General features: G+C 69.6%; 21 protein-coding genes and 1 pseudogene. 13 read left to right on the plus strand and 9 right to left on the minus strand.

Annotation, left to right across the window (positions count from 1 at the left end; translation table 11 throughout):
* Nucleotides 1–152: 152 nt before the first annotated feature.
* The 3 genes from OG588_RS15525 to OG588_RS15535 form a co-directional block, all read right to left on the minus strand.
* The gene (locus OG588_RS15525) at nt 153–1,679 is read right to left on the minus strand and encodes a hypothetical protein (RefSeq protein WP_405947800.1); all 1,527 of its coding nucleotides are present in this window, start codon (nt 1,677–1,679) and stop codon (nt 153–155) included.
* A 166-nt stretch (nt 1,680–1,845) separates the two neighbouring features.
* Nucleotides 1,846–2,535, minus strand: coding sequence for an HAD family hydrolase (locus OG588_RS15530; protein ID WP_405947801.1), 690 nt, complete (start codon nt 2,533–2,535; stop codon nt 1,846–1,848).
* 98 nt (nt 2,536–2,633) lie between these two features.
* Complete coding sequence (locus tag OG588_RS15535) at nt 2,634–4,151, minus strand: hypothetical protein (protein ID WP_405947802.1); 1,518 nt, start codon at nt 4,149–4,151, stop codon at nt 2,634–2,636.
* A 27-nt stretch (nt 4,152–4,178) separates the two neighbouring features.
* Here OG588_RS15535 and OG588_RS15540 point away from each other — a divergent pair, with 27 nt between their 5' ends.
* Entirely contained in the window at nt 4,179–4,475 is a 297-nt protein-coding gene (locus OG588_RS15540) for a transposase (protein ID WP_405947803.1), read from the plus strand.
* A gap of 78 nt (nt 4,476–4,553) precedes the next feature.
* Here the strand turns inward: OG588_RS15540 and OG588_RS15545 are convergent, their stop codons facing one another.
* A complete protein-coding gene (locus tag OG588_RS15545) occupies nt 4,554–5,084 on the minus strand; it encodes a hypothetical protein (RefSeq protein ID WP_405947804.1) in 531 nt (176 codons plus the stop codon).
* A gap of 787 nt (nt 5,085–5,871) precedes the next feature.
* Between OG588_RS15545 and OG588_RS15550 the strand changes: the two genes are divergently transcribed.
* Complete coding sequence (locus OG588_RS15550) at nt 5,872–6,438, plus strand: hypothetical protein (protein ID WP_405947805.1); 567 nt, start codon at nt 5,872–5,874, stop codon at nt 6,436–6,438.
* A gap of 297 nt (nt 6,439–6,735) precedes the next feature.
* Nucleotides 6,736–8,004 (plus strand): MFS transporter, encoded by a 1,269-nt coding sequence (locus OG588_RS15555; protein WP_405947806.1) that lies wholly within the window; start codon nt 6,736–6,738, stop codon nt 8,002–8,004.
* Nucleotides 8,005–8,124: 120 nt separating this feature from the next.
* Here the strand turns inward: OG588_RS15555 and OG588_RS15560 are convergent, their stop codons facing one another.
* Nucleotides 8,125–8,781 (minus strand): TetR/AcrR family transcriptional regulator, encoded by a 657-nt coding sequence (locus OG588_RS15560; protein ID WP_405947807.1) that lies wholly within the window; start codon nt 8,779–8,781, stop codon nt 8,125–8,127.
* Between the two features lie 123 nt (nt 8,782–8,904).
* Between OG588_RS15560 and OG588_RS15565 the strand changes: the two genes are divergently transcribed.
* Entirely contained in the window at nt 8,905–10,107 is a 1,203-nt protein-coding gene (locus tag OG588_RS15565; RefSeq protein WP_405947808.1) for an FAD-dependent oxidoreductase, read from the plus strand.
* A 401-nt stretch (nt 10,108–10,508) separates the two neighbouring features.
* Here OG588_RS15565 and OG588_RS15570 read toward each other — a convergent pair whose 3' ends face one another.
* Nucleotides 10,509–11,423 carry a LysR family transcriptional regulator gene (locus OG588_RS15570; RefSeq protein WP_405947809.1) on the minus strand — a complete coding sequence of 305 codons (915 nt, stop codon included), beginning with the start codon at nt 11,421–11,423 and terminating at the stop codon, nt 10,509–10,511.
* Nucleotides 11,424–11,554: 131 nt separating this feature from the next.
* Between OG588_RS15570 and OG588_RS15575 the strand changes: the two genes are divergently transcribed.
* From OG588_RS15575 to OG588_RS15615, 9 genes are all read left to right on the plus strand, one after another.
* Entirely contained in the window at nt 11,555–12,538 is a 984-nt protein-coding gene (locus OG588_RS15575; RefSeq protein WP_405947810.1) for a fumarylacetoacetate hydrolase family protein, read from the plus strand.
* The gene (locus tag OG588_RS15580; protein WP_405947811.1) at nt 12,535–13,497 is read left to right on the plus strand and encodes a cyclase family protein; all 963 of its coding nucleotides are present in this window, start codon (nt 12,535–12,537) and stop codon (nt 13,495–13,497) included. Before OG588_RS15575 ends, OG588_RS15580 begins: the two co-directional genes overlap by 4 nt.
* 152 nt (nt 13,498–13,649) lie before the next feature.
* Nucleotides 13,650–14,813, plus strand: coding sequence for an FAD-dependent oxidoreductase (locus tag OG588_RS15585; RefSeq protein ID WP_405947812.1), 1,164 nt, complete (start codon nt 13,650–13,652; stop codon nt 14,811–14,813).
* Nucleotides 14,810–15,820: an amidohydrolase family protein gene (locus OG588_RS15590; protein WP_405947813.1), complete on the plus strand. Its 1,011-nt coding sequence runs from the start codon at nt 14,810–14,812 to the stop codon at nt 15,818–15,820. The genes OG588_RS15585 and OG588_RS15590 overlap by 4 nt, the downstream gene beginning before the upstream one ends.
* 11 nt (nt 15,821–15,831) lie before the next feature.
* Nucleotides 15,832–16,770, plus strand: coding sequence for a VOC family protein (locus OG588_RS15595; RefSeq protein ID WP_405947814.1), 939 nt, complete (start codon nt 15,832–15,834; stop codon nt 16,768–16,770).
* A gap of 107 nt (nt 16,771–16,877) precedes the next feature.
* Nucleotides 16,878–17,855: a fumarylacetoacetate hydrolase family protein gene (locus tag OG588_RS15600; RefSeq protein ID WP_405947815.1), complete on the plus strand. Its 978-nt coding sequence runs from the start codon at nt 16,878–16,880 to the stop codon at nt 17,853–17,855.
* On the plus strand, nt 17,852–18,589 hold the full coding sequence (locus tag OG588_RS15605; RefSeq protein ID WP_405947816.1) for an SDR family oxidoreductase: 738 nt from the start codon (nt 17,852–17,854) through the stop codon (nt 18,587–18,589). Before OG588_RS15600 ends, OG588_RS15605 begins: the two co-directional genes overlap by 4 nt.
* A gap of 36 nt (nt 18,590–18,625) precedes the next feature.
* Complete coding sequence (locus OG588_RS15610) at nt 18,626–19,381, plus strand: CoA transferase subunit A (protein ID WP_405947817.1); 756 nt, start codon at nt 18,626–18,628, stop codon at nt 19,379–19,381.
* Nucleotides 19,378–20,025, plus strand: coding sequence for a CoA transferase subunit B (locus OG588_RS15615; protein ID WP_405947818.1), 648 nt, complete (start codon nt 19,378–19,380; stop codon nt 20,023–20,025). The genes OG588_RS15610 and OG588_RS15615 overlap by 4 nt, the downstream gene beginning before the upstream one ends.
* Before the next feature lie 23 nt (nt 20,026–20,048).
* Here the strand turns inward: OG588_RS15615 and OG588_RS15620 are convergent.
* From OG588_RS15620 to OG588_RS15630, 3 genes and pseudogenes are all read right to left on the minus strand, one after another.
* A pseudogene (locus OG588_RS15620) lies at nt 20,049–20,528 on the minus strand (transposase); the annotation flags it as partial.
* Between the two features lie 256 nt (nt 20,529–20,784).
* Nucleotides 20,785–21,681, minus strand: a complete 897-nt coding sequence (locus OG588_RS15625; protein ID WP_405953132.1) for a helix-turn-helix domain-containing protein — start codon at nt 21,679–21,681, stop codon at nt 20,785–20,787.
* Nucleotides 21,682–22,582: 901 nt separating this feature from the next.
* On the minus strand, nt 22,583–22,909 hold the full coding sequence (locus tag OG588_RS15630) for a hypothetical protein (RefSeq protein ID WP_405947819.1): 327 nt from the start codon (nt 22,907–22,909) through the stop codon (nt 22,583–22,585).
* Between the last annotated feature and the right edge of the window lie 682 nt (nt 22,910–23,591).

Here is a 23,591-nt window from a genome sequence, read left to right on the forward strand (position 1 = left end):
CGAGGAGAATTCAGTGGCTCGCCCGACTCCTCGCGGGCGCGGGGATGGTCCCGTCAACATGGTCGGCAAGTGCCGCTCCGGCAACTGCTCCCCGCACCCGCGGAGTTGGTCGGGCTACTGACGAAATGCGGTTCGCGAGGTGACGGAATGCCTCATCGACCGCTGACGCCCTGCGGCCGTGACCTCCGCGCCGCCAGGAACACCAGCGCGCCGCCCGCCACCAGCAGGACGGCGATGCCCGCCCGCAGCAGGACTCCGTCCGCGCCCGTGGCGGCGAGCCCGCCGCCGGTCGTCGTTCCGCCGCTGGTTCCCGCCCCGGAGCCGGACGGGCTCGGGGTGGCCGTGGCCGACGGGGACGCGGAGGCGCTGGGCGACGGGCTGGACGTCGCCGAGCCGGTGGCCTTCACCGCGACCGCCGCGGTGTCGTTCGCCGCGTCGTCGTCACGATTGGGGTACTCGGGGTTCTCCACCGCCCGCACGCTGCCCCGTGCGCCGGGGACGACCTTGTCGATCCGCACCGTGAACTCCTGGGTCACCAAGTCGCCCGGCCCGAAGTCCGTGCTGGCGATGTCGCAGGTGTAGCTCTTCGCGCCGGCCTTGCCCGGTGTGCAGCTCCACAGCGGCCCGGGGTCACCCTGCTCGCCGGGGCCGGGGGCGCCGGTGATGGTCGTGCCGGCGGGCGGGGTCACCACGAACGTGCCGGAGTTGTTGGCATCCCCCCACCGGAAGTCCATCCGGCCCGGACCGTTGTTCCGCACGCCCAAGGTGATGCTCACCGTCTCGCCGACCTTGCCCTGGACCGTGTCACCGAGTGCCTGGTAGTCGGCGTGCTGGGTGGTGGCGAAGGTGCCGTACCCGGGGCCGGTGAATCCGGAGCCGGAGGCGACGGACTTCAGGCCGAGCGGCGCGCCGGTGCCGGTGTCGGGGAAGTCGGACGGGTCGAAGGAGTCGGGCGCGCTGCCGCCGACCGGCCACGCGAGGTAGGTGTTGTAGCCGTACATCGTGTCCTTGGAGGCGGTGTAGCGCAGCGGCGCGTCCGTCTCGTAGGCCGCGCCGGGCGCGACCGGGGTGTCGAACCGGCACCAGGCGCCGATGTCGGGCCGGTCCGCGTAGTGGCAGTTGGAGTGGTCACGGGCGAGAGAGACGCCGTCCGAGTCCTGCACCCACAGCATGACGCCCTTGTCGGCGGGGGCTGCGCCGGTGTCGGCGAAGGCCGGGGTGCGCTCGAAGACGGCGCCGGGCGCGATGCCCTTCAGCGCCGGGTAGGGCCGGGCGACGAGCTTGGGCCCGCCGACCAGGACGTCCGTCTTCCCCGTCACGGTGGCCGCGTCGGAGGCGGTGGCGGTGTAGGTGATGGCACCGGTGTCGCCCGCCTTGGCGGCCGCGGTGGGCTTCAGGAAGAACGGGTCGATCGACTCCTTGCCCGACAGCGGGCCCACGTCGCACCTCACCTTCAGGGTGCCGGTGCTCACGCAGTCCCCCGTGACCTCCATCGTCGCCTTCCCGGCGAGGGACGACGCGTCGACCGCCACCGAGACGTCATGGGCGTCCCCGCCCGAGGCGGTGATGCCGAGGTCCAGGTTCGGACCCTCGCCCTCAGTAGGGAGGTAGTAGTTCTCCTGGGCGTCCAGGACGAGCGTCGTTCCGGCGGCGTGCGCGGCCGGGGTCGCGACCGCCATGACGGCGGCCGCGAAAGCGGCGGCCGCCGCTCTTCGCCATGTTCTACGTATCGTCAGCACACTACGTGGACACGCCAGAACACCGGAGGGTTGTGCCCGAGGGCCGGACGGCGTTCGGTCGCCGGGCCCTCGTCATCGGGCCGAAGGTCGCCCCGGTCGGGCCACGTCAGAGGAGCTGGAGCACCTCGGCCAGCGCGCCGGGACGCTGGTCGACGGGCAGGGGATCGACCAGGTGGACCCGGCATCCCAGTGTGGCGGCTCCGACGTCCGCGACAGGCTCGTCGCCCACCATGAGTGCATCGCCGGGCGCCACTCCGAGCTGGTCGCACGCCATCTGGAAGATCCGGGGATCGGGCTTCTTCACCCCGCGCTCGAAGGAGAGGAAGTAGGCGTCCACGAGGTCATCGACACCGTGGTCGCGGAAGACGGGGCGCATGTCCCAGCCGATGTTGCTGACGACGGCGACCGGGATGCCTCGGCCGCGCAGGGCGCGGAGGGTTTCCTCGGTGTCGGGATAAGGCAGCCATGCCCCGGACACTTGGGAACGTTCGTACAGGGCCTCGGCCAGGTCGGCCGCAGGCGGTTTCGCTTCCCGGGCAAGGGCTGTGAAAGCGGCCCGGTGTCGTTCGGCGGTCAGATCCCGCTCCCGCCACAGCGCCTCCAGATGGGGCGGCACCGTGCGCGGAGGAACCCCTCCGGGCTGAGCCCCGAACTCTTCCAACCGGCTGACGCACGCGTCGAGTTCACCCTCGGGCACGTCCAGACCGGCCTTCGTCGCCACCGCGCGCAACCACTGCGCGGCCGGTTCGATCCGGAAGAGGGTCCCGGAGAAGTCGAACATCACACCCTTGATCATGCAGCCGATCCTGGCGGCACCGACGAGCCGGCCGCAAGCCCAGGACGATCAGGATCCGCGACCCGAGCAATCCGCCAACGTCCTCAGACCCTTGAAGGTCACTGCAGGCACACCAGATCGGACAGCACGGCAGGCGGCAGGGACGGGTTGGCTGCGGCGGCTTCCACCACTTGCCGGTCCGCGTCGGCGAGCAGCTCCACGATGACCGGTGGCGGGAGCGCCGGATGGCCGGCGGCCACGGGTCTCGCCTGTCCGTCCGCGAGGCAGACGAGCAGCGCCGAGGCCGTTGCCCCGCGATGTCGGGCAACCTCACGGAACACCTTCTGCACCGTTGGTTCGTGCCGGACCAGTTCCTCCAGCAGTGCCGGGGGCGCGTCCGGGTTGGTCGCCACCTTGGCCAGGACACGGACGCCGTGTCGGTCGACCATGGCGCGCAGCTGCGCTTCGGTGAGACCGGGGTGCGGAGCGAGGGCCTTGACCACCTTCGCGTCGGGGTCGTCGGCCAGCCGGTCGCGTATCTCGGTCGGCAGATCGCGTAGTTGGGCCACGAGCATGCGGGCGGCCGGGTCCGGTGATGTGGCCAGTTCTTCGACCTCGGCGGGAGAAGCGGCTGCGATTCGGGGCAGCAGGGTGTTGCCGATCTTGGCAGTTCGGGCCAGGTGGGTGAGCACGTCGAGCGGCACGCGGGGATGGTGGGCAAGGCTGCGGCGCACGTCGGGGTCACGGTCACCGGCCAGCACACGGATCAGGGCATCGTCGATCGCGGGATTTTCGGCAAGGTCGGCGCGGACACCGGGAACGGGGTCCGAGGCGAGCCGTGCACACACCTGCCGGGGCAGGTCCTGGCGGGCGGCGAGCGCCCAGCGCAACAGCATCGACGGATGGTCCACGAAGCCGACGACGGCTTCGACGGGGGTGGCAGGGTTACGCAGTGCCGCCTCCCGCATGCCATGAACGGTGGACTCGTGGGAGCCGTCGCAGGAGGCGCCCGGCGGTAGCTCGCAGTCGAGCCGCGGGCAGTACGGATCGTGAACGAAGGGGGTCTCCTCACGGTCACAGACCAGGCAGCGTCGCGCCGCAGGCAGCCCTTCTCCGGTCACCAACGCTGCCAGTACGGCGGGGGGCGTCGCCTCGTTGCCCGCCACCGCGCGGCGTACATCGGCGTGCGGATGAGCGGCGAGCCTCGCGGCCACGTCCGGGGTGGTCCACAACGCGAGTTCGGCGACGACACGTACGTCCGGGTCCGCCGCGAGCGTGTCCACCACGTCGGACGGGAGGCCGGGGCAGGCTGCCAGCTTCTCCCGGCGCTCACGGACCGGGTCCGCCGCGAGGAGACGCGCCCACTCCGGGCGGCCGACACCGTGGTCGAGCAGGGCGAGGGCGGCATCCGGCCAGACAGCGGGATCGACGTCGGCGGCGGTCAGCCGACCCTCGTGCGCGAGCCGCACCGCGCTCTCGTCGACGCGCTCGGCCAGCGCGACCGCCTGTGCGCGACTGAGGTCCGCGCGACAGGCGAGGTCCGCGGCGATGTCGTCGTCCGCGATGGATATCAGCCGGTCGACCAGCTCGGACGACAGAGCTGGATTGGCGGCGAGCCCGCACAGGATGTGATGCACAGAGGCATCCTGCCCGGAGTGTGAATGATGAGTTCGGGATTTTCCGACACCAACGAGCCGGCGGGACGCCAGGACAGCTGCTCAGCGCGACACCTGGCCAAAGTAGCGCTCCGTCACAGCCAGGGGGGGACCGCTCCGGGTGACGAGCGGGCTGTGTTCACGGCGGTCGCGCATGTGCTGACCAGCGGGTGTGCCTGGCGGCAGCTGCCGGAGACGTTCGGTGTCTCGCGGGCGACGACGCATCGCCGGTTCACCGCGCGGACCCGAGGCATACCGTTGACGACTCTCTCCCGCTGCGGTTGCCGGCCGGCATGTGCGTGGTGACGCTGTGCCGCGGTTGTCCCCGGAAAGGGGTAACCGCGGCACAGCACGCGTGGTGGTGCCTGGTGGTTGTGTCAGTGGCTACTTCATGTCGAGCGCGTATTCGCAGTGCACCTTCTGGGTGTACTTGGTGCTGCCTTGTGTGTAGTTCACGCGGCAGCCGCTGAGGTGCTTCTTGATGCGCCCGACAACCTTCACCTTGACCATTGCGTAGTAGTCACCACTGTCCTGATGACTCCGTATCACGATGGGTTTACCGGCGTAGTTGGGCATTTTGGTCATGTCCCTGGATCCGGATACGTCTTTGTCTCCCTCCTCACTGTCCAGGATGTATCCGTTCGTGTCCTTCATGGAATAGACCGGGTATCCCTCGACCCGCGCACCGGACGGAACATTGTCCAGCCGCACCGAGGTGATCCGCAGCGTCGTCTTCGAGTTGTTGGTGAACAGCGGGAAGGCGAATCTCCAGACGTTTCCGATCTTGGCGTTGGGAACACCCAGAATCCCGACAGAGGGAGGACCCCCCGCCGTGAGAGCGTGCCCTGTCGCAGGGGAGGAACTCGCCGGACCCGCACAGGAGGCGAGCAGGGTGGCGGCGACTCCCAGCAGCACGCATCGGCCAGTACGAGTAAAACGTGCCGGGCTTACCATAAAGTGTTCCCTTTGCTCCCCGGATGGCATGGTCCTCGGCCTTGTTTCCGGCCTCGATCTTCTGGGTGTGGGTGCCGTTGTATATCGTCTGCGAGGAGATACCGATACCGAAGACGGTGGCCCCCACGGTGTAGGTCATGGAATGCCCCGAGGAAAGAGAGAAGTACGTCCCGGGCCTCACGATTCCCCGGCGGCTGTTGGGCGCGTTGACATAGCCGTGGGATCCGTCGTACTTGGTGACTGTCTTGCCGTACTCGGCCACGGCGCCGCCGGAGGGAATCTTGTAGCCGAGAGGGCGGATCTCGTACGTCGTGCAGCCGCCGACGTGCAGGCAGGTCACCTTGGTCCGTACGTAGCCGTAGTTGATGGGCACGCGCCACTGGCGAGCGAAGCACGGGCCCTTCCCCGTGTACCCGGTGGAGTGCCCGGTGGACTTGGTCTCACTGACACTGCCGGAGATGGTCCAGCCCTTGCCGTCCGTACATCTGCAGATAGCTGCCCGACGAGGTGGCGTTCACCGCGGTGATGTCCACCGAAACGGCCGATACCCCGGAAGACGGCACGCCGCCCTGCCCGAGTACCTGGAATGAGCTGGTGGACGTCGCGCCGAGTGCGGCGCTGATGCCGAGGACCGAACGAGTGTCGACGATCTTGGCGGAAGGAGCGACGGGGAAGGAGTCGCCGCCGGAAGCAGTGGTGGCACCGGGTGCGTCTGGCCTGCGACATATGTGAACTCCCCTATGCATTTATGGACTTCACCTACCCGAACGACGACGACGCCGTGCCCTTCGGCTACAAGCAGCTCGTCGACAAGTACGGCTGGAACTACCTGGCCAAGCTGGTGAAGCAGAACCCCAAGTTGATCCGTGGCGTCCCGGGTTCGGCCGCCGGCGTGGCGAGCGGCGACTACCTCGCCTCCATCGCGGTCGGCGGCGACGCCCGCCCCAACGGCACCCAGGTCTTCTCGAACTCCGAGCGCTTCAACTCCTGGGCCCAGCGGGGCGCCATCTTCAAGAACGCGCCCCACAAGGCCGGCGCCAAGCTCTTCCTCAGCTGGCTCGACTCCCAGGCCGTGCAGAAGAACGCCATCGCCACCTGGACCTGGTCCGTCCGCAAGGACGTCGCCCCGCCGACCGGCCTCAAGCCCCTGGCCTCGTACAAGAACACCGACCCCGACGCCTTCGCGAAGTTCATGAGCAACCGCGCCGCCGTCGAGCGCTTCCGCTCCCAGGTCGAGCTCTGTTTCGGCCAGGTCAAGGGCGCCGACCCCGGCGACCCCGACGGAACTCTCGGCCGTACGCCCGGAGCGTTCTGACCCCTGCTCGTGCCAAACCCGGAGCGGTTCCACCACGGCAACGACGGTGGAACCGCCCTGCGGCATGCCCCCGTGACGTCCAGGGTGTACGGGCAGCTCATCCATGGTGTGGATAGGCGGGATAGAGGATTCGGATCACGCGGAGGATGGCGACCGGGCTCCTGACGACCGATAGTCGTTCCTACCCGCACGCCGCTGTCCGGCCAGCCGCCGGTGTGCGGCCGTCCCCGGCATGCCGTGCGTCCTCGGCGCCCGTGTCAGGCATGCCCGCTCCCGTACACCGTCCCTGGAGTCGCCATGCCCGGTTCCGTTCCGTCGCCGTCTCCCACCGCGGTCGACGATGCCGCTCCGTCCTCTGTCCCCGTCTCGGGCCCGGCTCATCTGCTGCGCGTGAGCCTGCTGATGGCGGGCAGTTGTCTGCCGATCCTGGGAGCGGTGCTCATCGCCCCGGTGCTTCCGAAGATGCAGGACCACTTCGCGTCCGTGCCGGGAGCCAAGGCGTTGGTGCCGCTCGCACTGACCGTTCCGGCGCTGGCACTGGCCCTGTTGGCCCCGTTCGCCGGGGTGATCGTGGACCGGCTCGGCCGCAAGCGGCTACTGATCGTGGCGACCCTGCTGTACGCCGTGTTCGGCACCGCGCCGCTCTGGCTGGACTCGCTGGGGGCGATCATCGCCAGCCGCGCCCTCGTCGGTGTCACCGAGGCCGCGATCATGACGTGCTGCACGACACTGATCGGCGACTACTACTCGGGCCACCGGCGGGTGAAGTACCTCGCCCTGCAGACCATGTGCGCCTCCGCATCGGCCACCGTCTTCTTCGTGCTCGGCGGCGCCGCCGGATCGGCGGGCTGGCGTGTGCCCTTCTGGGTCTACGCCGTGAGTCTGGTACTCGCCCCACTGATGGCCACCGTCCTGACCAACCCGGCACCCCGCACGGCCACCGAGGACACCTCCACCACAGTCAGGCTGCAACGCACCTTCCCCTGGCGGCAGTTGGCGGGCATCTGCGCCCTCACCTTCTTCGGGGCGATGGTCTTCTACACCGTCCCGGTCGAGATGTCGTACCTGCTCGACGACCTGGGGGTGGAGAACTCCGGCGTGATCGGCCTGGCCACCGCGATCGCGAGTGCCGCCACTGTGGGTGGTGCGGTCGCCTTCGCCCGGCTCAAGCGCTCTCCCGACCCGATGCTGCCCGCCGTTCTCGCACTCTGCGCGGTCGGCTTCGGGGTGATGTTCCTGGCGGGGAACGCCCCGCTGCTGGTCGTCGGGGCCGTCGTCAACTGCGTGGGCACCGGCCTGCTGCTGCCCGCCCTCCTCACCAGCGCCATGTCCCGGCTGGCGTTCGAGGACCGCGGACGCGGCACGGGACTGTGGATGGCGGCCTTCTTCGGCGGCGAGTTCATCTGCCCACTCGTGCTGCTCGCCGGGAAGTCGGCGGTGGGCAGCCTCGCCGGCGCGGTCGGCGTGCTGGGGCTGGTCGCCGCCCTCGTCGCGGCCGGATTGTGGGCATCCCGGCGCCGGGCAGGCACGGTCGATCCCCGACCTCTGCCGGAGCAACTGGCCTGACCTCAGCTTGACTCCGAACCGGGCGCTTCGGTCGTGCGTGTCAGCGCTCGATCCCGTCACTGTGTGGTCATGCCGGGGGACAGCGGTGCCGTAGATGACAGAGGTTCGGGCCAAAAGCTGTCAGGCAGACAGCAGGTAGCGCACCGCCGTCTCTGCCAGATCGGCGATGAACGCGTCGTCCTCGACAGGCACCGGCCGGGCGAATCCCGGGCCGTAGGCGACACGGATGACCGCCGCGGCGAAGACGGTGCTGAAGCAGGAGTGCACCGCGGTCTCGACATCGGGGAGCGTGATGGCGTCCGCCACCCGAAGGACCACCCTGGCGAATCCGTTCCCGAGCTCCTGGCTGTAGCGGGAACCTCGGCGCCGGATCTCAGGATGTGACGCGGAGGTCAGGACGACGGCCCGTAGGAACCGTTCGTGGCGCAGGAACATGCCGACCGTTTCGGCCACTGCTGCGCGGACGAGTTCGGCCGCGGACAGGTCTGCCCATCGGCTGTTGTCGGAGAAGACCTGCTGCTCCGCGCGCAGGTGCTGGATGCCGTGTTCGTAGACGGCAAGGAAGAGAGCGTCCTTGCTGGTGGTGCGGGCATAGATGGCCGGCGGCGCGACCTCGGCCCGCTCGCATACGGCGGCGATGGTGAACGCCTCGTACCCGCCGTCCTCCAGGATCGACACTCCGGCATCGAGCACCCGGTTCCACGCCTCGCGGCTGCGCCGCTGCTTGGGCGGCCGGATCTCCAGGTCGGCCGCTTGCGCTGCTTGGGCCTCGCCCATGGCCTCAGCCTCTCGTTCCCCGGGGTGCGTGCACAGGTCTTGACTGAACCGTAGTCCACACTACAGTCTGCGACCAACAGTAGTGCTCGCTACTGTTTCCTCTCGATGACGCGAGGTGTCCCCATGCTCATGCAGAACAACCCCGGTGGCCGAGTCGCCGTCCTCGGCGCCGGTCCGGCCGGTATGGCAGCGGCCCTGTCCATTGCCCAGGCCGGTCATGAGGTCGCCGTCTACGAGCGCTACCGCGAGGCGCGGCCGGCCGGCAACATCCTCAACCTGTGGCCGCCGCCCCTGAAGGCGCTCCGCATCCTCGGAGTGGACACCGAAGACCTCGGCTCCCCCACGGATTCCGAGTTCCGCAACCTCCGGGGCCACGTGCGCGCGCACGTCAGGCAAGACCCGGAGACCAAGCGCGCATACGGCGGCGGGTTCATCGGACTGCTACGGCCCGAACTGTACGAGCGGATGCTCGCCGCCATCCCACCGGACACCCTCCGGTTCAACCAGCAGGTGACCCGGATCGAGCAGAACGACCACGCGGTCACTCTGCACTTCGCCGACGGCACCACAGCCGAGCACGACGTACTGGTCGGCGCAGACGGCATCGACTCGCTGGTACGGCGCACGCTGTGGGGGGATACACCCAAGCGCGAGCACCGACTGCACATCTTCGGCGGATTCACCTTCACCGACGTCGACGGCACCGAACCGAACAAGTCCGTCCTGACGCACAGCAGGACGGTGCAGGGAAGCTGGACATCGATCCGGCACAAGGGCCGCGACGGCTTCCAGTGGTGGGTGCTCACCGCCACCGACCCCGACGCCCCGGCACCGTCCGACCTCAAGGCCGCGGCCACCGCGTTGGCCGCGGAGTTCCCCGCGCCCCTGCCCGGACTGATCGCCCGGACAGAGCCGGACAACGTCCAACGCTGGGTGCTGCGCGACCGGCCCCGTCTGCAGCAGTGGTCCAAGGGACGGTCCACCCTGGTGGGCGACGCGGCACACCCGACCTCCCCCTACGCCGCCTACGGCGCGGGTATGTCCATCGAGGACGGCTACTTCCTCGGCCGGGCCCTGCGCGGCATCGACCTCACCGACCTCAGCGCCGTACAGCGTGCGCTGCAAAGGTATGAGGACCCGCGCAAGCCCCACACCGCCCGGCAGGTCCAGCAGGCATACGTTCTCGGCCAGGTCTTCCACCACGCGCCGGCACCACTGCGGCCGGTCCGCGACTTCATCCTCGACCACACCCCGCTTCTGCAGAAGGTCGCAGGCGACACCAACCCCCGCGAAATCGAGAAGCAACTTGCCCTCATCCAGGACTGACGTACCGCTGGAGGGGATCTGGTCGATCCTGCGTCGCCTTCACTGAGAAGCCGCTCAACGGATCACGGACGTGCAGCTCGAACAGGGTTCCCGCCGGGGTGATCTTCCGGCGGTGCGCGCATGAAGACAGGGCCTCTCGGTCGCTCGGGGATGCGAATCCGACCGAGCAGTGCTGGGAGGCCCTGGTGTCGTTGTTGTACGCGTTCGAGCCCGTTCAGTTCAACTCGGCTGCTCCATCGTGTGATTGCCTCGCGCATCCGGCTGCGCCGCATGCCCCCACCGCCAGCTGCTGAACGTGATCCGCTCCTTGGCCGCAAGACGCGGCATGCCTCCCGCAGTCCAAGCCAGACCATGCCTGACCGACTGGAATCAATACGTCTCCACACTCGTTGTGGCTCCGCTCAGTCACCGCTCTCCATGAGCGTCGCCCCCACCTCCTCGGCCTTCCGGCGGAGCCAGATGTGGGCGGCGTCCTGGGTGTGCACCGGGTGCCACCACAGAGCTTCCTGCACGGGCACCGCCTCGAACGGGCAGGGCAGGACGCGCACCGCGGCCGAGCGGACCGCCCGGCGCGCCAGGCGCTCCTGGATCATCGCGACCCTGCGGGTGCCCTCGACCATGTGGGGAAGCAGCTGGAAGGTCTGCACCGAGACCTCCACCCGGGGGCTGATGCCGATCATGCTGAGCTGGCGGGCGGCGGGGGCGTCGTAGGGGCGCTGGTAGACGGCCCAGGGCAGACGGGCGAGCTGGTCGAGGGTGAGTTCGTCGCCGACATCGGGGTGGTCGTCGGCGACCATGCACAGCCAGCGGTCCTGGTGGAGGTCGACGGCGGGGAAGCCGTCGATGATGCCGTGCGGCAGCAGCAGACCGTCGACGGTGCTCAGCATCGCGGCGGTGTTCTCCACCGCCGCGGGCGTCGAGTGCTGGAACGCGAGCCGGATGCCGGGCGCCTCCTGATGCAGGGCGCGGGCGAGCGCGGAGCCGAAGACGGCGGCGCCGTAGTCGGAGGCGAGCAGGGTGAACTCGCGGCTCTCGGCGGCCGGATCGAAGTCGGCTTGGCTGGCGAAGACCCGTTCCAGCAGGTCGCAGGCGGTGGCGCTGCGATCCCGCAGGGCCACTCCGAGCGGTGTCAGCTCGTAGGCGTTGCCGGTGCGGGCGAGCAGTTCGTCGTCGAAGTGGCGGCGCAGCCGGGACAGCGCGGCGCTCATCGCGGGCTGGCTGAGTCCGACGCGCTCGCCGGCCCGGGTGACGTTGCGCTCCTCCAGCAGCGCACGCAGCGCGAGGACCAGGTTGAGGTCGAGTCGGGACAGGTTCACCAGGCACCACCAATGCGAGACCTTGCGAGCAAGAACCATCCACGCCATGGATTAGGCGCATCCACAGGATCTATTTCCGTGATTAGTCGATCGAGGCCACAGTAGACCGCAACCCAGCAGGAGGAAATCTGATGGCAACGCTCGCGCAACCTGCCGGCCCGTTCGCGCTCGGCACGTTCTCCGCCGAGGACGGTGATCCGTTTCCCGGCCTTCTGGCGAAGGAGCGCGTACTCGACCTGAGCAGTGCCCTGGACTGGGCACCGTCCGGACTGCGCGCCGTGGTGGAGCGGTGGGAGGAGACCCTCCCCGTCCTGCACTCCCTCGCGGACGACGACACCCTCGAATGGCGACCCCTGGAGGGCCTGCGGGTGCACGCCCCGATCGCGCCGCGCCAGATCTTCCAGTCCGGCGCCAACTACCGCCAGCACGTGATCGACCTGGAGGTCGCCCACCGCTCCCCCGACGACCCGCGCACGGTCGAGGAGGCGCGCGCGGAGATCGCCGCGGTCATGGACCGCCGGGCCGCCGAGGACCTCCCGTACGTGTTCATCGGCCTGCCTAGCGCGATCACGGGCCCCTACGACGATGTCGTACTGCCCTCCTGGGCCCGACAGCCGGACTGGGAACTGGAGTTGGCGGCCGTCATCGCCAAGCCCGCCCACCGGGTGTCCATCGAGGAAGCCCTCGAACACGTCGCCGGGTACACGATCGCCAACGACCTCACCGACCGCGCCACCGTCTTCCGCAGGGACATGAAGGCCATCGGCACCGACTGGCTGCGCAGCAAGAACGCCCCCGGTTTCACTCCGCTCGGCCCGTGGCTCGTCCCGGCCGGGTCGATCGCGGACCCCGGCGACCTGCGCGTCACCCTCAGGCTGAACGGCGAGACCATGCAGGACGAGTCCACCAAGGACATGCTCTTCGGCGTGGCGCGACTGGTGTCGTACGCCTCCCAGAGCGCCCAACTCCTGCCGGGCGACCTGGTGTTGACCGGCAGCCCGGCCGGCAACGGCATCCACTGGGGACGCCTGCTGCGCGACGGCGACGTCATGGAGGGGTCCATCACCGGCCTGGGCGTGCAGCGCACCCGCTGTGTGGCGGAGGGGTCGGCATGACCCTGGACCGCCACGACCCGGAGGGCGCGATCGCCGAGGCCGCCAAGTCGTACTCGAACTGGGGGCGTTGGGGCGAGGACGACGTGCTGGGCACGCTCAACTTCCTCGACGAGGCCAAGCGCCGCGAGGGGGCCGCACTGGTCCGCCGGGGCGTCAGTTTCTCGCTCTCGCAGTCCTTCGACATGGACGGCCCGCAGAAGGGCTGGCGCCGCCGCACCAACCCGGTGCACACCATGCTCGACACCGGCACCGACGCCGCCCTCGGCAACCAGGGCTTCCCGCACGGCATCGGCGGCGCGGACGACGTGATCGCGATGCCCTTGCAGTGCTCCACGCAGTGGGACGGGCTCGGGCACATCTTCGACCACGGCAAGGCGTGGAACGGCCGGCCGGCCGAGAAGGTCGTCACCTCCGACGGCGACCTCGTCACCGGCATCGAACACATGGCGCCGTACGTCGCCGGGCGTGGGGTGCTGCTGGACGTGGGGCAGGTCATCGGTGTCGACGGCGAGTTGCCCGACGGGTTCGCGATTACCGAGGAGCACCTGACCACGACCGCCGAGGCCCACGGGGTCGGCGTCGGCCGCGGCGACATCGTCCTCGTCCGTACCGGACGGCTCGCCCGCGCCCGACGGGACGGCTGGGGCGAGTACGCGGGCGGACCCGCACCCGGGCTGTCGTTCACCACCGCCGGCTGGCTGCACTCCACCGAGATCGCCGCCATCGCCACCGACACCTGGGGCTTCGAGGTACGGCCCAACGAGTTCGACCACGCCTTCCAGCCGCTGCACCAGGTCGCCATCCCCAACATCGGCCTGCTCATCGGCGAGATGTGGGACCTCGACGCACTCGCCGCCGACTGCGCGGCCGACGGAGTCCACGACTTCTGGCTCACCGCCGCGCCCCTTCCCATCACCGGCGCCGTCGGCTCCCCCGTGAACCCCATCGCCGTCAAGTAGCCCCTTCAGCCGCAGGACGCGCCCTTCCCCGGACAGCGAACGGCGTATCCGGCCCGCACCCCGCCCGCACCATGGCCCGCTACTCCCCGGCGGGCGAACCGCACCCCCGCCGCCCGAAGCCGCGCGGCCCAACCCGGGAGGTATCCCCCGACATGGCTGACAGCCCCACCTTCCCCCGGCCTCCGGCCGGGGAGGCACCCACCGTCCTGGTCATCGGCGGGGGCGCTTCAGGAAACGCCATCACCATCCTGCTGCGCCGCGCCGGCATGAACGTGGACCTGGTCGAGGCCAGGCCCGACTGGAACGCCACCACCGGCTCCGGCATCACCCTCCAGGGCAACGCCCTGCGGGTCCTGCGCGAACTGGGCGTGTGGGAACAGGTGGAAGCGTCCGGGTACGCCTTCGGCTCGCTGGGCGTGACCGCCCCCGACGGCACCGTCCTGTTCGTCGCCGAGGACATCCAGACCGGTGGGGAGAACCTGCCCGCCACCCTCGGCATGCAGCGCCCCCAACTCCAGCAGATCCTCATGGACGCGGTCCGCGCCTCCGGCGCCGGCGTTCGCCTGGGCACCACCGCCGAGATCCTGGACCAGGACGCCGACGGCGTCTCCGTACGCCTCAGCGACGGCACGACCGGCCGCTACGACCTGGTGATCGCCGCCGACGGCGTCAGCTCGACCACCCGCGCCGCGATCGGTATCACCGACAAACCCGAACCGACCGGCATGGCCATCTGGCGCATCGCCGCCCCACGGCCCGAGAGCGTGACACGCACCGACCTCGCCTACGGCGGCCCCGCCTACATCGCCGGCTACTGCCCCACCAGCGAGAACACCATCTACGCCTACCTCGTCGAGGCGTGCCGCGACCGCGCCGCCATCGATCCGGCCGCCCACGCCGACGAGATGCGCCGCCTGGCACAGGGCTACGGCGGTGCCTGGCCCGAGATCACCGCCCACATCACCGACCCGACGAAGGTCAACTACACCTGGTTCGACCGCCTGCTGGTCGAGGGCGCCTGGCACCGGGGCCGTGTCGTGCTGATCGGCGACGCCGCCCACTGCTGCCCGCCCACCCTGGCCCAGGGCGCGGCCATGTCCCTGGAGGACGCCGTCGTCCTCGCCGAGTTGCTGAGCAGTGGACAGGACTGGGGCGACGAGCTGTTCCAGGAGTACTACGACCGCCGCATTCCCCGGGTGCGCACCGTCGTCGAGGCATCCGTGCAGATCGGCCAGTGGCAGCTGGACGGCGTGCGCGATGCCGACATGCCCGGGCTGATCGGCCGCACCATGACGATGCTCAAGGAGCGCCCGTGACCGCCACCGCATCCTCCGCTCCGACGATCGACGTCCACGCGCACCTCCTTCTTCCCGAGGTCGAGGAGACCGTCGCCGGTCGTCCCGGCCTCGCCGAGGCCCGCGCCCTCGACGCCCGCCGCAACGGCCCGGCCGCCCTCACCGTGAACGGCCCGATGGTCGGCGCGCGTGTGCCGAAGCTGACGGACGCCGCCGTACGCCTCGCCGCCATGGACGCGCAGGGCGTGGACATCCAGCTGGTCAGCCCGTCCCCGTCGCACTACCACTACTGGGCCGAGCCCCAACTGGCCGCAACGGTCTGCCGGTTGGCAAACGAGGGCACCGCGGCGCACTGCGCGAAGGCACCCGACCGGCTGCACGGCCTGGGCCTGATCCCGCTCCAACACCCGGACCTCGCGGTCGAGTTGCTCGACCACGCGCTGGAGCAGGGACTCAGGGGTGTGGAGATCTCCTCGCACGCGCCCGGCCGCGAACTGTCGGACCCGGCCTACGAACCCCTCTGGTCGCGGGCCGAGGAGACGGGAGCCCTCCTGTTCCTGCACCCCTTCGGCTGCACGCTCGACGAGCGCCTGGACCAGTGGTACCTGTCCAACACCGTCGGCCAGCCCACCGAGAACGCCGTCGCCCTCTCCCACCTGATCTTCTCCGGTGTCCTGGACCGCCACCCGGGCCTGAAGCTGATCGCGGCGCACGGCGGCGGCTACCTCCCCACCCACATCGGCCGCTCCGACCACGCCTGGCGAGCCCGCCCCGACACACACGGCTGCGCACGGGAGCCGAGCAGCTATCTGCGGCAGCTCTACTACGACTCGCTCGTCCACGACCCGTACGTGCTACGGGAGTTGGTCCGAACCGCGGGCGCCGACCGTGTCCTGCTCGGCTCCGACTTCCCCTTCGACATGGGCACGGACGACCCGCTGGCCGCACTGCGCGCGGCGGATCTGACCAACCAGGACTTCCACTCCCTCCGCGGCGCGAACGCCGCCGCCCTGCTCAACCTCGTCTGAGGAGGACCCCCATGAGCAACCGCCTGCTCACCCATCTCCGGCACGTCGACCTCGCCGTGCCCGACTACGACAAGCAACTCGACTTCTACTCCGGCGTCTGGGGCCTGACCAAGGTCGCCGAGGACTCCGGCATCTCCTTCCTCGCCGCCGAGGGCAGCCCCGAGCAGTACGTCGTACGGCTGCGCAAGGCCGACGAGAAGCGCCTCGACCTGGTCTCCTACGGCGCCGCCTCAGCCGCCGACGTGGACACGCTCGCCGAGCAACTCCTCTCCGGTGGGGTCGAGTTGATCTGCCGGCCGGGCAAGGTGGACACCCCGGGCGGCGGGTACGGCTTCCGCTTCTTCGACGTCGACGGCCGCACCGTCGAGGTCTCGGCCGATGTGGAGGTCCGGCAGCACCGCAGGATCGAGGAGAAGGAGTCGATCCCGGTCAAGCTGTCGCACGTCGTCCTCAACTCGCCGGACCTCGACAGGACCCGCGCCTGGTACGAGCAGCACCTCGGCTTCCGGCACTCCGACACACTCAGCTCGCCGTACGTCGGTGACGTCATGCACTTCATGCGGATCAGCAACCAACACCACTCCATGGCCATCGCCAAGGGCCCGCACACCTCGCTGCACCACGTCTCCTTCGAGATGCGCGGCATCGACGAGTACATGCGCGGCTCCGGCCGGGTGATGCGGGCCGGTTTCAAGAAGGTCTGGGGTCCGGGCCGGCACATGGCGGGCGACAACACCTTCACCTACTTCCTCGACCCGCACGGCAACACCGTTGAATACACGACGGAGTTGGAGGAGCTGGACGAGGACACCTGGCACCCCCACGTCTACGACTTCTCCCAGCCCGAGGTCACCGACCAGTGGGGCACCGCCAACCCGATGAACGAGCTGATCGCCAAGGAGTCCTTCAACGACCCCGATCGCGGCGTGTTCGTCGCCCCGCCGGTCTGACCGGTCAGGCCCCCTGCCGCCGGGAACGCGGCGGTCATGCCATGCCCTGGCTCCCCGCCGCACCCCCGGCCGTGTTCCCCCGTCCTCCCGCCGACAGGACCCCGCCCATGCGTTTCGCCACGTACGAGTACCGCAACCGACGCCAGGTGGCCGTCGTCGAAGAGGACGGCACGCTCTACCCCCTGCCCGGTGTCAGCTCACTGACCGGCCTGCTCGCCGAGGGAAGGGGAGGCGGTCTGACCGAACTGCTCGACGCGGGCTCCGCGACGCTCGACGTCACGGCCGGCCCCCACGTCTCCGAGGTGCGACTGCTGCCGCCGCTCCAGCCGCCCACCGTGCGGGACTTCGTCACCTTCGAGGAGCATGTCGAGGGCGTACGGCGGTCCGTGGACGGAGCCGCCGGGGTGCCTGAGCAGTGGTACGCGGCGCCGACGTTCTACTTCGCCAACCCCTACGCGGTGTACGGCCCGCACGACGACATCCCCGTGCCCCCGGGTTCGAGCGTGCTCGACTTCGAACTCGAAGTCGCCGCCGTCATCGGCCAGGAGGGCCGCGACCTCACCCCCGAGCACGCCCGCGACCACATCGTCGGCTACACGGTCTTCAACGACTGGTCCGCCCGCGACCTGCAGTCCGCCGAGATGAAGGTCGGTCTCGGCCCGTGCAAGGGCAAGGACACCGCCACCACCCTCGGGCCGTACCTGGTGACCGCCGACGAGTTGGAGAGGTACCGCGACGCGGACGGCTTCCTCCGGCTGGCACTGACCGCCGAGGTGAACGGCCAGGTGGTCGGCAAGGACCTTCTCTCCAACATGAGTTGGACCTTCGAGGAGATGGTGGCCTACGCCTCCCGGGGTACCGTCGTCCGCCCGGGTGACGTCCTCGGTTCCGGGACCTGCGGCAACGGCGGCTGCCTCGCCGAGCTCTGGGGCGTACGAGGCGAGCAGGACCCGGGCCCGCTGAAGCCCGGCGACACGGTGACGCTCACCGCGGAAGGCATCGGGTCCGTCTCCAACACGGTCGTGAGCGGCGTCGATCCCGTGCCGGTTCCAGCCGGCCGGCGTCGGTCCCGGGAGCGGCCGTGACCGAGCGACTGCTGGGCAAGGTCGTCGTGGTGACGGGTGCGGCCGGCGGCCAGGGGGCCGCGGAGGCCGAGGCGCTCGCCCGCGAGGGCGCACGGGTGATCGCCACCGACGTGAACGAAGCACCCGGCTGCCGCCGCCTCGACGTCAGCAGCGACAAGGGGTGGGCCGAACTCGCCGCCGAACTGAGGGAGTCGTACGGCCAGGTGCACGGTCTGGTCAACAACGCGGGCGTCACCTGGCGGGCACGGATCGACGACGTACGTCCCGAGGACATGGCCCGAGTCCACGCGGTCAACGTCACCGGTCCCCTCCTGGGCATCCAGCATCTGACCCCGCTGATGCGGGCTGGGGCGTCGATCGTGAACGTCGGTTCGTCGGCGGCGCTGACCGCCCACTACCCCGTCGCGTACACGACCAGCAAGTGGGCGCTGCGCGGCCTGTCGAAGACGGCCGCCATGGAACTGGGACCGCGCGGCATCCGCGTCAACACCATCCACCCCGGATTCATCGAGACCACGATGACCGCCTCGGCGGCCCCCGCGTTCCGCGAGGGGAACCTCCGCGAAACACCTCTCGGCCGCACCGGAACCGTCGACGACATCACCCCGCTCGTGGTCTTCCTGCTGTCCGACGACGCGTCCTTCATCACCGGAGCGGACATCCCGGTCGACGGCGGCCTCACCTCGCACGGCGGCACCAAGTCGATCTCGGACGCCTTGCGCGCGGACGCCTGAACCAGCAACAACGTACGACAGAAAGGCTCTTCCGCCATGGACAAGGTCCGCGCGAGCGCCGCGGAGGCGGTCGCCGACATCCCCGACGGCGCGTCACTGGCCGTCGGCGGCTTCGGCCTCAGCGGCATCCCCGACGTACTCATCCAGGCCCTGCACGCGCAGGGAGCGACCGGCCTGCGGGTGGTGTCGAACAACTGCGGAGTCGACGGGCGCGGACTGGGAGTCCTGCTGTCAGCAACCCGGATCACCCGCGTGACGGGCAGCTACGTGGGCGAGAACAAGGAGTTCGCCCGCCAGTACCTGTCCGGCGAACTGGAGGTGGAACTGGTGCCCCAGGGCACCCTGGCCGAACGACTGCGCGCAGGCGGAGCGGGCATCCCCGCCTTCTACACCCCGGCAGGCGTGGGCACGCAGGTCGCCCGCGGCGGACTGCCCTGGCGTTACGCCGCCGACGGCACGGTCGCCCTGGCCTCCCCTCCCAAGGAGACCCGCGACTTCGCCGGCCGTGCGTGCGTGCTGGAGCACGGGATCACCACCGACTTCGCCCTCGTACGGGCCTGGCGCGGCGACCGCCACGGCAACCTCGTCTTCCGCAAATCGGCCGCCAACTTCAACCCACTCGCCGCGATGGCCGGGCGTGTGACGGTGGCCGAGGTCGAACAGCTTGTGGAACCAGGCGAGTTGAACCCCGACCAAGTACATCTGCCGGGCGTCTTCGTCCAGCGGATCGTGGCCCTCAGCCCAGCTCAGGCTGCCGACAAGCACATAGAGAAGAGGACGGTTCGCGCATGAGCACGCCCACGGGCTGGACCCGCGACCAGATGGCAGCTCGCGCCGCAGCCGAACTCACCGACGGTTCCTACGTCAATCTAGGCATCGGCCTGCCCACACTCATCCCCGGTCACCTCCCGCCGGGTGTCCAGGTGCTCCTGCACTCGGAGAACGGCATCCTGGGCACCGGCCCGTACCCGCACGAGAGCGAAGTCGACCCGGATCTCATCAACGCGGGCAAGGAGACGGTCACCGTCCTGCCCGGCGCCTCCTTCTTCGACTCGGCCCTCTCCTTCGGCATGATCCGCGGGGGCCATATCGACACCGCCGTGCTCGGCGCCATGCAGGTGTCCGCTGCCGGCGACCTGGCCAACTGGATGATCCCCGGCAAGATGGTCAAGGGCATGGGCGGCGCGATGGACCTGGTCCACGGCGCCCGCCGGGTCATCGTCCTGATGGAGCACACCGCAAAGGACGGCACTCCGAAGATCGTCAAGGAGTGCGCCCTTCCGCTCACCGGCGAGCGATGCGTCCACCGGATCATCACGGACCTGGGCGTCCTCGACGTCACACCGGAAGGCCTCGCGCTCGTCGAATGCGCGCCGGGCGTGACCGCGGAGGACATCGCCGACCGCACGGACGCGCCCCTGATCCGGAGAGCATGAGCAGTGAACACGTCGGGCGGGCACGGACCTTGGCCCGGGGGCCGGTCGCGGAACGCGGCTACCTGATCGTCCAGGTACTTGGCCGTCGCACTGACCTGTGACTTCGACAGTTGAGTGACGCCGGGGGACTCCGCTGGTTTCTCGACCCGGCGAGTGGAAACGCCCAGCCGGTGGGCGATGGCGACCACCCTGATCCGGGCCTGCTCGGCCCTGCGGCGTCGCTCCAGCAGCCAGTGCGGGAAACAACTGCCCTGACTCAGCTCGAGGATGGCCAGTTCGACGGTTCCGGCACGGGTGTCCCGCTCGCGTGGGCAGCAGCCGTCGCGGTGGTTGAAGCGTTCGTCGCCGACTTGCCCGTATTCGGCGTTGCAGAGGGCATCGACCGCCGCGGACATGAGCGCGTCGGCGAACGTCTTCACCATCGCGTGCAGCAGATCGGGACTCGCCGCGACGCGGGTGTCTTCCGCGAGGACGTGCAGGGGCACACTGCCAGGCGCGGTCATCGTGCTGATCTCCTTCGAGGCTTCGGCACTTCGAAGATCAGCCGGTGGCCGTTCAACTGTGCGGGCACCATCCCCATGCCGGAGCACACCCCCGGATCAGGTCAAACCCGTACACCATCTCCATGGACGCAAGCGGCAGTTCGGCAGGGCACCGGCAGACGCCGGCCCATCGCTCCGGTATCCGTTCCTGTAGCCGGCAGGCGTGGGTCGGCAGCGTATGGGTGTCGAGACCTGCGAGCACGGCGGGACGGATGTGTCACCTCGGGGTGTGCCCGCGGACCGTGTCGCGGAAGGCTATCGGGGTCTGGCCGGTGCGCTGGTGGAAGTACTTGCTGAAGTGGGTGGCACTGGAGAAGCCGAGGCGGCCGGCGATGCGGGCGGCACTCTGATCGCTGTGGGCCAGAAGGCGTTTGGCTTCGAGGACGACGCGGCGGTCGATGAACTCCTTGGCGCCCAGGCCTGCTGCGGCGAGGGTGGCGCGCGCGAGGGTGCGGGTGGAGTAGCCGAGCGCTTCGGCGTAGTCCTCGACCCGGTGGGTGCGGACGAAGTCCTTTTCCACGGCGTCACGCAAGCGCAGGTAGATGGCGTCGGGTTCGGGGGCGGGGCTGCCGGCAGGCGCGGTGAGGTGGGCCAGACGCAGGACGAGGACGGCCAGCAGGTGGCGCAGGGCCGCGGTGTGGATCTCCAGGGGCAGGCGTCCGAGGGCCTGGAACTCGGTAGCGAGGTGGTCGGCGGCCAGCCGCAGGGCCCGGGCGTCCTCGGGCAGGGGGCGGCGCAGGACCGGCGCGTGCGGATCTTCGGTGCGGGCGCCGGTGGCGGTGGCCGGGTCGAGGAAGTCCTGACGGAACAGGATCAGAGTGCCCTCGGCGTGGGTGAGGTCGCCCCACTGCTGCACCTGGCCTGGGCGAACCCACAGCCATGAGCCGGGTTCGAGGGCGTAGGCGGTGAAGTCGACCGTGTGCCACAGAGTTCCGCCGGTGAGAGCGATCAGGTGGTGGAAGTCCGGGCGCTGGGGAGCCGCCAGCCGCTCGCCTGGTACGCGGTGGCGCAGGCCGGCGAGAGAAAGCACCTCGACACCGGCGGGAGTGCCTGCGGGCGCCGCGAAGGAGATCTCCGGGACACCCCGGGCGGCATCATGTCGGTTTTTGACCATCATTAGTCGCCATCGCATCTGATTCACCCTGCTCAACAGCCCTAATTTAGAACTGTCAGCCACCCGGCGTCATTCGATGTCGGAAAGCAGCAATCGAGCGGTAGGAGAGGAGGCGTGTGATGCCTGCGCCGGAACGGGCCTCCCTGACATACGCCTTCGACGCGTACTGCGCCTGGTGCTACGGCTTCGGCCCCACCCTGCGAGCCTTCGCCGAGGACAACGCTCACCGCATCCGGATCGGTGTCGTGTCGGCCGGCCTCTACACCGGTGCCCGCGCGCTGCCTACTGCGGCCCATCCGCACCTGTCGGCCGAACGCGGCACCATCACGCAGCTGACGGGGGTCGCCTTCGGCACGGGTCACGAGCATGTCCTGTCGCGGGGTACGACCGTGCTCGACTCCGCCGCCGCGGCTGCGGGGCCGGCACCCCCCTTGTTGACCACTCTCCGCAGCCGCCTCGTACACCACCCCTGCCCCCGACGCAGTCAGCTGGGGTACCTCGCTGACCCGAGAGCCTCACCTTCATTCTCTGCACGAGTTCATTCTCTGCACGAGTTTGGCCGGCGGAGCAGAGTCTCCCGCTGCGCCCACTCCACGGTCACCGCCCTGAGGGGCGTCCACCGGGGCAGTGCACACGACTCAGTGTTGCGCGAAGCCAGTGTCGGGACGGATGCAGCCACCGGCGAGCCACTCCTCTCTCCCAAGCGGGTCGAGGAGCCGGAGTGTCGAGAAGCATCGAGGCGATCGCCCGGCGAGCGAGCAGGATCCGAGCAGTATCGAGGCGCGACTCCTGCATGACACAGCGGCGTAGGGCCGCCGCCGACGCCGCTCGAAGATCCCAGAGTTCGCGGCAGCCCAGGACTCGCGCGGAGAGCACATCCCCAGCGACTGGTCCGACACCGTCACCTCCGGTTCACCTCCGCTCGCGTAGAGAGCACCGGACAGCCCCACGCTGTACGGGCGGCCTTCTCGCACCAGCCCTCGTAGGCAGTGCTGCCCAGCCGGGCCCGGTACCAGGCGATCGCCCGGTCCGCGCCGCCCAGGACGGCATGCAGCCCGTCGCTCTCTGCGGCCGGGAGCAGGACCTGCGTCGGGGTGGCGAGGACGGGGTCCGCGATGTCGTTTTCGCCAATCGAGCTGAATGCCTCCAGCAGCAGGTCCTCGGACAACTGCGACGGCTCTTCCTTCGCCGCGTCCAGGCCGTCGCGGACAAGGGTGATCTCACTCATGGCATACCTCCATGCAGGTGGGTGGGGAGTCGCGGAGTGGCCGGCTGACCCGGCGGCCCCGCTGACCATCACGCTGCCCCACCTGCCAGGCCCCGCGCACCTGTTGACTCCCCCACTCCTGCCCCGAGTCCGAGAGGCCCCCTGGCCTGGGTTGATCGAGCACCGCGCCGTACGGGGCGTGAAACAAGAAGGGTCCGGCGGAAGGCCGGAGCACAGGCGGGGAGTAGGGGGCGAGCCGGCGGGTGGGTGTGTCGGCTCGGCCGGTCAGGCGGTGCGGCAGGTTGTGGTGGTGGCCTGCTGCGGTCCATGAGTTCGCCGTTGGCGGCACGGACGATCACGCCATGACCGACGGCGACAGGGAAGATCGCGGAGCTCCCGTCGGGCCTTACAACTGCCTGATCTTGAAGCGTGAGAACGCGTCAGCCTTGGTGCTTATGAGGCTCCTGTTTCAGTCGTTCCGTGCCAGGAGGCTCCGTTCCGCTTTGTTGATCGGAGGTGGATGATCGTCAACTCTCAGCCGTCTTTTGACATGCTCTTGATGATTCCTTTAATCGGCAACTTTCGGTCATGCACGCGCCACCCCCTGCCGACAGTTCCACTTCGCACCTAAGTTGGCACCGGCGTTCAAACGTTTGTGCGGATTGGGTGGGGCTCGGGGCGTCCTCCTGGAGGCGCCCGACCA

This window comes from Streptomyces prunicolor, assembly GCF_045162825.1.
GTDB lineage: Bacteria > Actinomycetota > Actinomycetes > Streptomycetales > Streptomycetaceae > Streptomyces > Streptomyces prunicolor.